Origin of the sequence: Staphylococcus pasteuri (assembly GCF_003970495.1) — a bacterium.
Classification (GTDB): Bacteria; Bacillota; Bacilli; order Staphylococcales; family Staphylococcaceae; genus Staphylococcus; species Staphylococcus pasteuri.
Genome location: NZ_RXWW01000061.1, coordinates 1 through 14,848, shown reverse-complemented (window position 1 = coordinate 14,848; position 14,848 = coordinate 1). Strand labels below are relative to the sequence as shown.

General features: G+C 30.4%; 14 protein-coding genes. All 14 read left to right on the top strand.

Annotation, left to right across the window (positions count from 1 at the left end; genetic code table 11):
- Positions 1-126 precede the first annotated feature (126 nt).
- The gene (ccpN, locus tag CD121_RS08235) at positions 127-750 is read left to right on the top strand and encodes a transcriptional regulator CcpN (RefSeq protein ID WP_081581202.1); all 624 of its coding nucleotides are present in this window, start codon (positions 127-129) and stop codon (positions 748-750) included.
- Between the two features lie 11 nt (positions 751-761).
- On the top strand, positions 762-1,580 hold the full coding sequence (locus tag CD121_RS08230) for a pyruvate, water dikinase regulatory protein (protein WP_017636271.1): 819 nt from the start codon (positions 762-764) through the stop codon (positions 1,578-1,580).
- Positions 1,581-1,640: 60 nt separating this feature from the next.
- Positions 1,641-3,449 (top strand): DNA primase, encoded by a 1,809-nt coding sequence (gene dnaG, locus CD121_RS08225; protein ID WP_126567888.1) that lies wholly within the window; start codon positions 1,641-1,643, stop codon positions 3,447-3,449.
- 342 nt (positions 3,450-3,791) lie between these two features.
- Positions 3,792-4,895 carry an RNA polymerase sigma factor RpoD gene (gene rpoD, locus CD121_RS08220; RefSeq protein ID WP_126567886.1) on the top strand — a complete coding sequence of 368 codons (1,104 nt, stop codon included), beginning with the start codon at positions 3,792-3,794 and terminating at the stop codon, positions 4,893-4,895.
- A gap of 120 nt (positions 4,896-5,015) precedes the next feature.
- Positions 5,016-5,705: a tRNA (adenine(22)-N(1))-methyltransferase gene (locus CD121_RS08215; protein WP_070453872.1), complete on the top strand. Its 690-nt coding sequence runs from the start codon at positions 5,016-5,018 to the stop codon at positions 5,703-5,705.
- Positions 5,695-6,798: a Nif3-like dinuclear metal center hexameric protein gene (locus CD121_RS08210; RefSeq protein ID WP_126567882.1), complete on the top strand. Its 1,104-nt coding sequence runs from the start codon at positions 5,695-5,697 to the stop codon at positions 6,796-6,798. The genes CD121_RS08215 and CD121_RS08210 overlap by 11 nt, the downstream gene beginning before the upstream one ends.
- Positions 6,799-6,853: 55 nt before the next feature.
- Entirely contained in the window at positions 6,854-8,197 is a 1,344-nt protein-coding gene (locus CD121_RS08205; protein WP_126567880.1) for a DEAD/DEAH box helicase, read from the top strand.
- Positions 8,198-8,206: 9 nt separating this feature from the next.
- Complete coding sequence (locus CD121_RS08200) at positions 8,207-9,094, top strand: deoxyribonuclease IV (protein WP_029055743.1); 888 nt, start codon at positions 8,207-8,209, stop codon at positions 9,092-9,094.
- A gap of 111 nt (positions 9,095-9,205) precedes the next feature.
- Positions 9,206-9,976, top strand: a complete 771-nt coding sequence (locus CD121_RS08195) for a metal ABC transporter ATP-binding protein (protein WP_017636264.1) — start codon at positions 9,206-9,208, stop codon at positions 9,974-9,976.
- A 42-nt stretch (positions 9,977-10,018) separates the two neighbouring features.
- Complete coding sequence (locus tag CD121_RS08190) at positions 10,019-10,879, top strand: metal ABC transporter permease (protein ID WP_017636263.1); 861 nt, start codon at positions 10,019-10,021, stop codon at positions 10,877-10,879.
- Positions 10,869-11,288, top strand: a complete 420-nt coding sequence (locus CD121_RS08185) for a Fur family transcriptional regulator (protein WP_017636262.1) — start codon at positions 10,869-10,871, stop codon at positions 11,286-11,288. The genes CD121_RS08190 and CD121_RS08185 overlap by 11 nt, the downstream gene beginning before the upstream one ends.
- 260 nt (positions 11,289-11,548) lie before the next feature.
- Entirely contained in the window at positions 11,549-12,148 is a 600-nt protein-coding gene (locus CD121_RS08180; RefSeq protein WP_017636261.1) for a superoxide dismutase, read from the top strand.
- 261 nt (positions 12,149-12,409) lie between these two features.
- Positions 12,410-14,491, top strand: coding sequence for a peptidoglycan D,D-transpeptidase FtsI family protein (locus CD121_RS08175; RefSeq protein WP_046466734.1), 2,082 nt, complete (start codon positions 12,410-12,412; stop codon positions 14,489-14,491).
- A gap of 117 nt (positions 14,492-14,608) precedes the next feature.
- Positions 14,609-14,758, top strand: coding sequence for a 50S ribosomal protein L33 (gene rpmG / locus CD121_RS08170; protein ID WP_017636259.1), 150 nt, complete (start codon positions 14,609-14,611; stop codon positions 14,756-14,758).
- Positions 14,759-14,848 lie beyond the last annotated feature (90 nt).

The following is a 14,848-nucleotide window of genomic DNA, read 5'->3' as shown; positions in this document are numbered from 1 at the left end:
CCATCCTTAGCTCGCTTTATAATTATTCTAATTGATTAAATATTTAATAGCAAGCGTTTATATGTATTTGTGGCAAATAAAAATAACGGTTATAATATATAATGTATATAAGAGGGGTGAAGACCTATAGAACTGAATCAAAGACAAGAACAAATTGTTGAAATCGTCAAGCAACATGGACCAATAACAGGTGAGCATATCGCCGATCAATTAAATTTAACACGCGCAACATTAAGACCAGATTTAGCTATTCTTACGATGTCAGGATTTTTAGAAGCAAGACCTAGAGTAGGTTATTATTATTCAGGCAAATCTAAAAATAAAATCATCCATGAACAACTACGCCAGTATGTTGTAAAGGATTATATGTCACAACCGGTAGTGGTAAAAGAAGATATGTCGGTTTACGATGCCATTTGTACTATATTTTTAGAAGATGCTGGTACTTTGTTTATCACAAATAAGGATAATGATTTTATTGGAGTTTGTTCACGAAAAGATTTATTGAGAGCTTCAATGATTGGAAATGATATTCATACAATGCCGATTAGCGTTAATATGACTCGTATGCCTAATCTTACTTATTTAGAAGAAAGTGAACTAATTATCTATGCTGCTAATCAAATGATAGATAAAGAAATAGATGCTATTCCCATTGTAAGATTAAAAGATAATCAAAAATATGAAGTCGTTGGAAGAGTATCTAAAACGACAATTACAAAATTATTTGTATCATTATTTAAAGAATAGGTGGTTAATAGATGGATAATATAAACATAATTGTTGCTTCAGATTCAATTGGAGAAACTGCAGAGTTAGTTGCTCGTGCAGGTGTTTCACAATTTAATCCTAAGCAATGTAAACATGAATTTTTACGTTACCCATACATAGAATCATTTGAAAACGTAGATGAAGTGGTTCAAGTAGCCGAAGATACAGATGCTATCATCGTATATACTTTGGTTAAACCAGAAATCAAAAAATATATGGTAGCTAAAGTAAAAGAACATAATTTAAAATCAGTTGATATTATGGGACCTTTAATGGATTTATTATCTGGTTCAATTGAAGAAACACCTTACTATGAACCAGGTATTGTCCATAGATTAGACGATGCCTATTTTAAAAAGATTGATGCAATTGAGTTTGCTGTTAAATATGATGACGGGAAAGATCCTAAAGGTTTACCAAAAGCAGATATCGTCCTTTTAGGTATCTCTCGAACATCAAAGACACCACTATCACAATATTTAGCTCATAAAAGTTATAAAGTCATGAACATACCAATTGTGCCAGAAGTTACACCTCCTGATGCACTATTTAATATTGATTCATCAAAATGTATTGCTTTAAAAATTAGTGAAGAAAAATTAAATAGAATACGAAAAGAAAGATTAAAACAACTTGGTCTTGGTGACACAGCAAGATATGCTACTGAAGCACGAATAAAAGAAGAATTAAATTATTTTGAAGAACTAGTGGAGAAAGTTGGTTGTCCAGTTATAGATGTAACAGATAAAGCAATTGAAGAGACAGCTAATGACATCATCTATTATATTGAAAATAATAAAACAAAATAATTTCATTTAATGCATAAAAAAGGTATAATATTAAGACTAATATTTAATAGGTGATTTATTTTGCGTATAGAACAATCGGTCATTAATGAAATCAAAGATAAGACAGATATACTTGATTTAGTAAGTGGATATGTAAAACTTGAAAAAAGAGGACGCAATTATATCGGTTTGTGTCCTTTTCATGATGAAAAGACGCCTTCTTTTACTGTGTCAGAAGATAAACAAATTTGTCATTGTTTCGGTTGTAAAAAGGGCGGCAATGTTTTTCAATTCACACAAGAAATAAAAGACATTTCCTTTACAGAAGCTGTAAAAGAGTTAGGCGAACGTGTCAATATATCAGTTGATGTGGGTAATAGCCAATATCAAAATACAAACACACAAATCGCAACTGATGATTTACAAATGATAGAAATGCATGAACTCATGCAAGAATATTACCATTATGCACTTATGAAAACTGTTGAAGGTGAACAAGCGCTTAATTATTTGAAAGAACGTGATTTTCCAGAACAATTAATTAAAGAAAGAGGAATTGGTTATGCGCCTAATTCGTCTCATTTTTGTCATGATTTTTTAGAGAAAAAAGGTTATGATATCGAATTAGCGTATGAAGCGGGACTTTTATCTCGAAATGAGGAAAACTTTAGCTATTATGATCGATTTAGAGATAGAATTATGTTTCCTCTTAAAAATGCTCAAGGAAGAATTGTTGGATATTCAGCAAGAACCTATACTAATCAAGAGCCTAAATATTTAAACAGTCCAGAAACACCTATTTTCCAGAAAAGAAAGTTATTATATAATCTCGATAAAGCTAGAAAAAATATAAGAAAAAATGATGAAATTATATTACTTGAAGGCTTTATGGATGTTATTAAGTCAGACCATGCTGGTTTGAAATCTGTTGTAGCAAGTATGGGGACTCAACTTTCAAATGAACATATCACATTCATAAAAAAATTAACATCCAATATTACTTTAATGTTTGATGGAGATTTTGCAGGTAAAGAAGCAACATTAAAAACTGGACAAGCGCTTTTAGAGCAAGGTTTAAATGTATTTGTCGTTCAATTGCCTTCTGATATGGACCCAGATGAATATATTAGAAAGTATGGAAATGAAGCATTTCTAGAATTTGTTCAAAAAGATAAAAAATCTTTCGTCTTGTTTAAAGTTCAAACACATAAAGATGAAATTCAAAATAATGATTTGGCTTATGAAAGATATTTAAAAGAAGTAACTCAGGATATAGCTTTAATGCGTTCATCCATACTTCAGAAAAAGGTATTGCAAGACGTTTCAGAATTGTTTAAAGTTAGTTTTGAGACTTTGGATTATGAAGTGGCTCATCAACAGCAAACACAAAATGTTCAGTCTTCTTACCCAGATCAATCTTATTTTTATAACGAGCCACCGCAACAAACGATACAATTCAATCAATTGAATCGTCATGTAAAGGCAGAACGTTCCTTGTTAAAACACTTTATGCAAGATAAAGATACATTTTTAAATTACTATCAAAAAGTCAATTCTGACGACTTTACAAATGAGTATTTCAAGCGTATATTTAATACTTTGCATGATTATTTTTCTAATAATGATGTTTACCAATTAAGTACAATGATTCAATATATAGAAAATAATGACTTAAGAGAAGCGTTGATATCACTTGATTCATATAACTTAAATGAAGAACCATTTGAACAAGAATTAGAAGATTATATTAATATCATGAACGAGAATAAAGATGGCCAATCTTTAGAAGTTTTAAATCATAAATTGCGAGAAGCAACTCGTATAGGAGATACAGAACTACAAAAATATTATCTTCAATTAATTGTTAATAAAAACAAAAGTAGAATGTAATCTTACAAAAATTTATGATATCGTTGTATTTTAGAGATTTATGAATGGTTACCATGTATTTACATTGGGTAAACAAATAATATCTAAAAATGACTATTCAGAATAATTATATGTATTTTAAAGGGAGTTATTTTGACTGATATTTCATAAGAAAGTAATATTTTTCAGAAGATGATTAATCTACTGGCTTATTTAACGCAACATTGAAAATACATTGCTTTTAACTAAACGAAAATATGAAATTTAGTCTATATTTTATTAGCATTACCATCATTATAATCAAATTACTAATAATAAAAATGAATAAATTGAAAGTTTATATTAATACCGGGAGGCCGTTTCATGTCTGATAAAGTTAAAATTAAAAAACAAACAATTGATCCGACTTTAACAATGGAAGATGTTAAAAAACAATTAATTGAAAAAGGTAAAAAAGAAGGTCATTTAAGTCACGAAGAAATTGCTGAAAAATTACAGAATTTCGAAATGGATTCTGATATGATGGATGATTTCTTTGATCAATTAAATGACAATGATATCACATTAGTAAGTGAAAAAGACAATTCAGATACAGATGCTAAATTAAATCCTAATGATTTAAGTGCACCTCCAGGCGTTAAGATTAACGATCCAGTACGTATGTATTTAAAAGAAATCGGACGTGTTAACTTATTAAGTGCACAAGAGGAAATTGAGCTTGCTAAAAGAATTGAACAAGGTGACGAAATAGCTAAATCTAGATTAGCTGAAGCAAACTTACGTTTAGTAGTAAGTATTGCTAAAAGATATGTAGGTAGAGGTATGTTATTCCTTGATTTAATTCAAGAAGGTAATATGGGTCTAATTAAAGCAGTTGAAAAATTCGACTTCAATAAAGGATTTAAATTCTCTACTTATGCAACTTGGTGGATTCGTCAAGCAATCACTCGTGCTATTGCTGACCAAGCACGTACTATTCGTATACCCGTGCATATGGTTGAAACAATTAACAAATTAATTCGTGTTCAACGTCAATTATTACAAGATTTAGGACGTGACCCTGCACCTGAAGAAATTGGTGAAGAAATGGATTTACCACCTGAAAAAGTTAGAGAAATCCTTAAGATTGCTCAAGAACCTGTATCATTAGAAACACCTATTGGTGAAGAAGATGATAGTCATTTAGGTGATTTCATTGAAGACCAAGAAGCACAAAGTCCTTCAGACCATGCTGCATACGAGTTACTTAAAGAACAGCTTGAAGATGTTTTAGATACTTTAACAGACCGAGAAGAAAATGTCTTACGTTTAAGATTTGGTCTTGATGATGGAAGAACTAGAACACTTGAAGAAGTTGGTAAAGTGTTTGGCGTAACTAGAGAACGTATCCGTCAAATTGAAGCTAAAGCATTAAGAAAGTTAAGACATCCAAGTAGAAGTAAACGTCTTAAAGACTTTATGGATTAAATAGTTTTGGACTGGGGCATAAAGCTTGTCCCAGTCTTTATTTTTTATAAACCGATGATTTATTATTTTAATACATATAGAGGCATTTATGATTTTAATAAAATAAAGGAGAATACCTTAGTGATCACATTAAACCAAAGATTATTAAAAGTGTCAGAATTTATTAAACAAGGTACACTTGCCGATATTGGGTCCGATCATGCATATCTACCTATTTTTGCTATTCAGTCTAATCTAAGTACTAAAGCAATTGCTGGTGAAGTTATCAAAGGCCCTTTTGAAGCTGCCCAAAAAAATGTTAACGCCAATGAACTGGATAATGAAATTGAAGTGCGACTAGGTGATGGTCTTAGCGTAATTCGTGACAACGAACAAATAGATAACATAACGATATGTGGCATGGGAGGGCCTTTAATAGCTAAAATATTAGAAGAAGGCCAACATAAATTACATTCTCATCCTAGATTAATACTACAAAGTAATATTCAAACTCAGAATGTAAGAACATTATTACAAAGTATTCAATACAAAATTTTAGATGAAATCATTTTAGAAGAAAAAGGCCATATCTATGAAATAGTTATAGCCGAATACCAAACTTCACCTTTTGAATATAATGAATATGAACTCAAATTCGGTCCTATTTTACTAGAAAATAAAAATAAACATTTTTATAATAAATGGGAAAGAGAATTGAAGGCATTAGAAAAGATTAAGCAACAACTCAATCCAGAATTACACTTACATCGATATAATGAAATAGAATCAGAAATAAAATTGATTAAAGAGGTGTTAAATAGTGAAAGTTAATGAATTAATGGCTTTGTTAGATGAGCATGTTCCGTTTAATACTGCTGAATCATGGGATAATGTAGGTTTATTAATAGGCGATGAATCTCAAGAAGTGAATGGAATATTAACAGCATTAGATTGTACTATTGATGTTGTTCAACAAGCAATTAATGAAAATGTTAATACCATTATTAGTCATCATCCACTTATTTTTAAAGGCATTCAATCAATTACTAATCAAGGATATGGCGAAATAATCAGATTACTTATTCAAAATAATATTAATTTAATAGCTATGCATACGAATTTAGATGTTAATCCTAATGGTGTAAATGCAATGTTAGCTTCCAAAATTGGTTTACAACATACACAGTTAATTAATAAAGAACCAATTCAATACTATAAAGTTCAAACATTTATACCTGAAGATCATCTAGAAACATTTAAACAACAGCTCAATGATATTGGTCTTGCTAAAGAAGGCGATTATGAATATTGTTTCTTCGAAAGTAAAGGGAGAGGTCAATTTAAACCTGTTGGTGATGCAGATCCGTATATTGGTTCAATTGATGAAATAGAATACGTTGATGAAGTGAAATTAGAATTTATGATATCTTATCAACAACGTCAGTTAACTGAGCGAGCTATCCATCACTATCACCCTTATGAAACACCAGTTTATGACTTTATTGAATTGAATAAAGAAGGTAATTACGGTTTAGGAATAATGGGAGAATTAAAAGAACCAATGAAAATTGAGGACTTTGTAGAACAAGTGAAAAGACAACTTCAAATTCCAAGTGTTCGATACGTAGGTAATTCAAATGCTATGATTAGTAAAGTTGCTATGATTGGTGGTTCTGGAATAGGTTTTGAATATAAAGCTGCTCAATTAGGTGCCGATATATTTATTACCGGTGACATCAAACACCATGATGCATTAGATGCGAAAATAGAAGGAATAAATTTATTAGATATCAACCACTATAGTGAATATGTGATGAAAGAAGGATTAAAACTTTTACTACAGGAATGGTTATTAGAAGAAAATTCAAATGATATCAAAGTTGTTGCTTCTAATATTAATACAGATCCTTTCACATATATTTAAAATCTTCATCAATTACATTATAATAGTAAAGATGAACTTATAAGGAGGCCATAACATGGCAAAACATCCATTCGAATACTTCGGTCTTGAAGATAGTATGATTGAAGCAGTTAAAGATTTAAATTTTGAAAAACCGACAGAAATTCAAAATCGAATTATTCCAAGAATTTTAAAGAAAACTAATATTATTGGACAGTCACAAACAGGTACAGGAAAATCACATGCCTTTTTATTACCTTTAATTAGTTTAATAGATATAAATATTCAAGAACCACAAGCTATTGTTGTAGCACCAACTAGAGAACTTGCACAACAACTATATCAAGCCGCTAATCATTTAAGTAGTTTTAAAGAAGGCGTAAGCGTAAAACTATTTATTGGTGGTACTGATATTGAAAAGGACAAGCAAAGATGTAATCAACAACCACAATTAGTTATTGGTACACCAACTAGAATTAATGACTTAGCTAAAAGTGGTCATTTACACACACATTTAGCTTCTTATTTAATTATTGATGAAGCTGATTTAATGATTGATTTAGGTTTAATTGAAGATGTAGACCTTATAGCATCTCGCCTAGAAGATAGTTCAAATATTGCAGTATTTAGTGCAACAATTCCTAAATCTCTACAACCATTTTTAAATAAATATTTAGAACAACCAGATTTTGTAGAAGTTGATAGTCAGTCTCAAAATAAGAAAAATATAGAATTTTATTTAATTCCTACAAAAGGTGCAGCCAAAGTTGAAAAAACACTTAAATTAATAGATATTCTAAATCCATACCTATGTATTATATTCTGTAATAGTAGAGACAATGCCGATGAATTAGCACGTTCATTAAATGAAGCAGGTATCAAAGTTGGTATGATTCATGGTGGATTAACACCTCGTGAACGTAAACAACAAATGAAACGCATACGTAATCTTGATTTCCAATTTGTAATTGCGAGTGATTTAGCTTCAAGAGGTATTGATATTGAAGGTGTTAGTCATGTTATTAATTTCGATGTACCAAATGATATAGATTTCTTTACTCATCGTGTTGGACGTACTGGTCGTGGTAATTATCACGGTGTTGCTATTACGTTATATAGTCCTGATGAAGAAGAAAATATTTCAGCAATCGAAGATAGAGGATACGTTTTCGAAAATGTTGATATCAAAAATGATGAACTTACACCTATCAAGCCGCATAATACTCGACGTACTAGACAACGTAAAGATGATCATTTAACAAATGAAGTTAAAAATAAAGTACGTAGTAAAACCAAACGTAAAGTTAAACCTGGTTATAAAAAGAAATTTAAGCAGGAAGTTGAGAAAATGAAACGACAAGAGCGTAAACAATACAGTAAACGTCAAAATCGTCAAGATAGAAAGAATAGAAAAGGATAGGTGAAAGAGATGTTATTAGGTTCACATGTATCTATGAGTGGTAAAAAAATGTTAGAAGGATCTGCTGAAGAAGCACATAAATTTGGCGAATCAACATTTATGATATACACAGGAGCGCCACAAAATACACGTCGTAAAAGTATTGAAGATTTAAATATTACTAAAGGTCATGAAGTGATGGAACAATATGGTCTATCTAATATTGTAGTACATGCTCCATATATCATTAATATTGCTAACACAACTAAACCAGAAGTATTTGAATTAGGTGTCAATTTCTTACAGAACGAAATTGAGCGTACACAAGCAATTGGGGCTAAAGATATTGTATTACATCCTGGTTCTCATGTTGGCGCTGGTGCAGATGTAGGTATTCAAAAGATCATCGATGGTCTGAATGAAGTATTAACAAATGATAACAATGTTCGTATCGCTTTAGAAACAATGGCAGGTAAAGGTTCTGAAATAGGTCGTAACTTTGAAGAAATTGCTCGTATCATTGATGGCGTGAAACATAATGAACGCTTATCCATTTGTTTTGATACATGTCATACGCATGATGCTGGATACAATATCAAAGAAGATTTTGATGGTGTTTTAAATGAATTTGATAAAATTATAGGTGTAGACAGAATTAAAGTCGTACACGTAAATGACAGTAAAAATGAACAAGGTGCACATAAAGATAGACACGAAAATATTGGATTTGGTCATATAGGCTTTGATGCATTAAATTACGTTGTTCATCACGATACTTTCAAAGACATTCCAAAAATTTTGGAAACACCTTATGTTGGTGAAGATAAAAAGAATAAGAAACCACCTTATAAACATGAAATTGAAATGTTAAAATCTCAGACATTTGATCCAGATTTAAAAGATAAAATTTTAAACTAATAATATTAAAAGTAGGCGTTACAGATATTTCTGTAACGTCTTTAATCAGTCGTAAGCATTACTATTTACATTAAGTTCATCAACATGTATAGTATACAATGAGGTGAAAAAATGACTACACCAGTATTTGAACTTAAAAATATAGATTACTATTTTGATCATAAACAAGTCTTAGAAAATATAAATATTAAAATTAACAAAGGTGAATTTTTAGCAATTGTTGGTCCTAATGGAGCCGGCAAATCAACACTTTTAAAAATCATACTTGGTTTGCTGCCATTACAATCCGGCGACATTTTTATAGATGGTCATCCTATTAAAAATAATAAATCAGCTCTAAAAATAAGTTATGTTTCACAAAAGGCCTCTTCGTTTACAGCTGGTTTTCCAGCAAGTGTTAAAGAAGTAGTTTTAAGTGGTTTAACTAAAACAAAAAAACTTTTTCAACGTTTTAATAATAAAGACATCAAGAAAGTAGAACATGTTTTAGAAAGATTAAATATAGAACATTTAATTGATAAAAACATTGCAGAATTATCAGGTGGCCAACAACAACGTGTGCTTATTGCACGTGCTTTGATTTCTAATCCTAGCGTGCTTGTATTAGATGAACCTACTAATGGTATTGATGCTAAACATGTAAATGAATTTTATGAAACGCTTGATCGATTAAAAAAGGAAGGCATAACCATTATATTAGTTACACATGATATTGGTGTAGTAGCAGATACAGCAACAGAAGTTGCATGCTTAAATAAACATCTTCATTTTCATGGTACGACTGAAGATTTTAAATCTCTTGATGAGGTTGAAATTTCCAAAATATATGGACACCCAGTTCAATTCGTTGATCATCAACATGATAGAGAATGTTGTACCTAAATTAGAATCGATTCATAGAAATAAATTTGAGGAGTGTAACTCGTGATAGATGCATTATTAAACTTTGATTTTATGAGATACTCCTTGATCAGTGGTATCTTAATAGGATTTATAGCACCATTAATTGGAGCTTTTATAGTAGTACGAAGGTTGTCACTTATTGCTGATGCACTAAGCCATGTAACATTGGGCGGTATATCATTTGGCATGTTTATTATAACAGTATTGCCAGCACTAACTTTCATTAATCCTATGTGGTTTGGAATATTATTCGCCATTATTGGTGCATTATTAATTGAAAAATTGCGTACCTCATATACTAATTATCAAGAAATTGCCATTCCAATTATTATGAGTGCAGGTATTGCCTTAAGTGCTATATTTATTTCATTAGCAGATGGTTTTAATCAAGAGATAGTTGGTCTGTTATTTGGTTCAATTAGTGCAGTTAATTTCAGTGATTTAACTACAATTATCTTCATTACAATACTAGTTTTATTATTCATAACTTTATTTTATAAAGAGTTATTTATTTTATCTTTTGACGAAGAGTATAGTAAAGTTATAGGAATACCAAAATGGATTCAGTTTTTATTTATTGTAGTTGTGGCAATGGTTATTTCTGCTTCTATGAGAGTAGTAGGTATATTGTTAGTTAGTGCGTTAATCACTTTACCTGTAGCAATAGCGATGCGTTGGACAAAAGGATTCAAACAATTAATTATCCTTAGTATCATCATAGGTGAATTATCAGTGATACTTGGATTAGTTCTCGCATTTTACATTAATATTTCACCTGGTGGCGTGATTGTAGTACTATTAGTCATTATGCTAATGATTACAATGACTTATCAAAAGTTAAAATTAAAGTCACAAAAAGGGGATCGTAAATATGAACACTAGTGATGCTATTAAAATATTAAAAGATAATGGTTTAAAATATACAGATAAACGTAACGATATGCTTAATATATTTGTTAAAGAAGATAAATACATTAATGCTAAACATATTCAACAAGTTATGGATAAAGATTATCCAGGTATATCTTTTGATACCATCTATAGAAACCTTCATTTATTTAAAGACTTAGCAATTATTGAAAGTACTGAACTAGATGGAGAAATGAAATTTAGAATCGCTTGTACTAATCATCATCACCATCATTTTATATGTGAAAATTGTGGTGATACTAAAGTTATTGATTTTTGTCCAATTGACCAAGTTAAACAATATTTACCAAATGTTGATATTCATACTCACAAACTCGAAGTTTACGGTACTTGTGAAAAATGTCAAAAAGTAAATCATTAATCTTACTAGCCATAGTCTATCGACAAGAAGACTATGGCTAGTTTTTATATTAGAAAGCGAAAATACACATAAATACTAAAAAAACATACTCCATTAGTACGAATTCACTAATTATAGTAAATAAATGTTTAAATATCATCGTTTTGAGATATATAATACATGTAACAATAATTAGCAGTTATATATTAAGCACATTTATTGTCGAAATTGTGACTGCTTGTTATGATTAAGATACAGACATTTTAGGAGGATGATTATTTATGGCATTTGAATTACCAAAATTACCATATGCATTTGACGCATTAGAACCACACATCGATAAAGAAACTATGGAGATTCACCATGATAAACACCATAACACTTATGTAACAAAATTAAACGCTGCAGTTGAAGGTACTGATTTAGAAGCTAAATCAATCGAAGAAATTGTAGCTAATTTAGACAGTGTACCTTCTGATATCCAAACTGCTGTTAGAAATAATGGTGGCGGACACTTAAACCACTCATTATTCTGGGAATTACTAACACCTAACTCAGAAGAAAAAGGTGAAGTAGTAGATAAAATTAAAGAACAATGGGGTTCTTTAGATGAATTCAAAAAAGAATTTGCTGACAAAGCAGCAGCTCGTTTTGGTTCAGGTTGGGCTTGGTTAGTAGTAAATAACGGGCAATTAGAAATCGTTACAACTCCAAACCAAGATAATCCATTAACTGAAGGTAAAACACCTATCTTAGGTTTAGATGTTTGGGAACACGCTTATTACCTTAAATATCAAAACAAACGTCCAGATTATATCAGCGCTTTCTGGAATGTAGTTAACTGGAATAAAGTTGACGAATTATATAACGCTGCAAAATAATTTATATTTTGATGTTAGAGTCTAGAACATTGTTATAATGTTCTAGGCTCTTTTTTCTATGATTAATATGATATTATGTCTATTAATGAAAATGATTTGAATGTAAAATTAATTATAAATAAGGATTACAAAAAGGTCGTCATAAATAAAAAACGATAGTGTTTTAATTAATGTCTGTTCACTTTTTTATCAAAATGATAGAAAAATTTTTGTTTTTCATATATCATTTTAAAGAGATACTTTGAATAGAGGTAGGTTGTTTTGCTTAAAAGATTAAAGGAAAAATCAAATGATGAAAAAGTAAGAAACACGATGAACCGGAGAATTAATTTCATTTTTGGTTTGGTTGTGTTTATATTTGCAATTATAGTACTCAGACTCGGTTACCTACAGATTGCCCAGGGTTCTCATTATAAGCAATTAATCAAAAGCGATGAGAATATCACTGTGAACGAATCTGTGCCTAGAGGTCGTATCGTAGACCGTAATGGTAAAGTATTAGTTGATAATGCCTCTAAAATGGCGATTACATATACTAGAGGTCGTAAAACCTCACAAAAAGAAATGTTAGATACAGCTAAAAAATTATCATCATTAATCAAAATGGATACTGACAAAATTACTGATAGAGACGAGAAAGACTTCTGGGTCACTTTACACCCTGAAAAAGCTAAAGCTTTAATGAAAAAAGAACAATCTCTATTAGAAAACGGTAGCATTACACAAGAACAATATGATGAACAACAAAGAAAGAAAATTGGTAAAAAACAATTAGATGACTTATCTGACAAAGATTTACAAATTTTAGCTATATACCGTGAGATGAATGCAGGTAGTACACTAGATCCGCAAACTATTAAAAATGAGGATGTAACAGAAAAAGAATACGCTGCAGTATCTCAACAATTATCTAAGTTACCTGGTGTAAATACATCTATGGATTGGGATAGAAAGTATCCATATAAAGATACGCTTAGAGGTATATTTGGCGAAGTTTCAACATCTACAGAAGGTTTGCCTAAAGAACTAACTGAACAATATTTATCTAAAGGTTATTCACGCAATGATCGTGTCGGTAAATCATATTTAGAATATCAATATGAAGATGTACTTCGTGGTAAGAAGAAACAAATGAAATATACGACTGATAAATCTGGTAAAGTAATAAAATCTGAAGTTATTAATCCAGGTTCTAGAGGACATGATTTACAATTAACAATAGACATTGATTTACAGAAAAAAGTAGAATCATTATTAGATAAACAAATTGAAAAATTACGTAGTCAAGGCGCTAAAGATATGGACAATGCCATGATAGTTGTTCAAGATCCGAAAAATGGTGACATTTTAGCTATGGCTGGTAAACAAATAAGTAAAAGCGGCAAATTAACAGATTATGATATTGGTAACTTTACTGCTCAATTTGCAGTAGGTTCATCGGTAAAAGGCGGAACTTTACTTGCCGGTTATCAAAATCATGCCATTAAAGTAGGAGAAAAAATGGTCGATGAACCATTAAAATTCCAGGGCGGTTTAACTAAACGTTCATACTTTAATAAAGATGGTCGAGTGACAATAAATGATAAAGAAGCACTTATGCATTCATCAAACGTTTATATGTTTAAAACAGCCTTAAAATTAGCTGGAGATCCATATTATTCTGGTATGCCATTACCAAACGATATTACATTAGCTGGTCAAAAGCTTCGAAAAGGTTTAAATCAAGTTGGTCTTGGTGTTAAAACAGGTATAGATTTACCAAATGAAACAAATGGTCAAATTGAACCATTAACTAATAATCCAGGTAATTACTTAGACTTATCTATTGGTCAATACGATACTTATACACCATTGCAACTTTCTCAATATGTATCAACAATCGCAAATGACGGTTATAGAATTCAACCGCATATTGGACTGTCTATACACGATTCAACTAATAAAGATGAACTAGGACCGGTAAAACGAAAAATTAAAGGTAATGTATTGAATAAAGTAAATAATTCTCAAAGAGAAATAAATGAAGTTCAAGACGGATTCAAAATGGCATTTAATGAAAAAGATGGTACCGGTTATGCTAGCTTTAAAAACACAGTTGTACCTTCAGCAGGTAAAACAGGAACAGCAGAAGTATTCCAAGATGGGGAATCTAGAGTAAACTCAACTTATATTGGTTATGCACCAATTAAAGATCCAAAACTAGCATTTTCTATTGTCTATACCAATCAACCAGTTCCACCACCTTGGTTAAACGGTGGAGACTTAGGAAGAGATGTTATCAATTATTATTTCAAAGATAAAGATAAAAATGGAGATAGCACTGAAAATAGTAGTGATAAATAATTAAAATTTAAATAAATTACAAACTATTGATACAGACTCTTAAAATTTACTTTGCAATTAATAAAGTAATTGGTATAATGTAAAGGTCGTATTTAGAAAAGGTAAGGAGGAATAATCATGCGCGTTAACGTTACATTAGCTTGTACTGAATGTGGTGAAAGAAACTACATCACTACAAAAAACAAAAGAACTAACCCTGAACGTATTGAAATGAAAAAATACTGTGCACGTGATAATAAACAAACTTTACACCGTGAAACTAAATAATTAATTTATTTAACAAATATTCAATACCAAAAGACGAAATTCCTCAGACGGAATTTCGTCTTTTTAAATTTTATAGTCAAATATTTTATG

Bases quoted from the DNA above. Each gene is read 5' to 3' on its own strand.
- CD121_RS08230 (WP_017636271.1), top strand. From the start codon at position 762: ATGGATAATATAAACATAATTGTTGCTTCAGATTCAATTGGAGAAACT.
- rpoD (WP_126567886.1), top strand. From the start codon at position 3,792: ATGTCTGATAAAGTTAAAATTAAAAAACAAACAATTGATCCGACTTTA.
- CD121_RS08205 (WP_126567880.1), top strand. From the start codon at position 6,854: ATGGCAAAACATCCATTCGAATACTTCGGTCTTGAAGATAGTATGATT.
- CD121_RS08200 (WP_029055743.1), top strand. From the start codon at position 8,207: ATGTTATTAGGTTCACATGTATCTATGAGTGGTAAAAAAATGTTAGAA.
- CD121_RS08195 (WP_017636264.1), top strand. From the start codon at position 9,206: ATGACTACACCAGTATTTGAACTTAAAAATATAGATTACTATTTTGAT.
- CD121_RS08185 (WP_017636262.1), top strand. From the start codon at position 10,869: ATGAACACTAGTGATGCTATTAAAATATTAAAAGATAATGGTTTAAAA.
- CD121_RS08180 (WP_017636261.1), top strand. From the start codon at position 11,549: ATGGCATTTGAATTACCAAAATTACCATATGCATTTGACGCATTAGAA.
- rpmG (WP_017636259.1), top strand. From the start codon at position 14,609: ATGCGCGTTAACGTTACATTAGCTTGTACTGAATGTGGTGAAAGAAAC.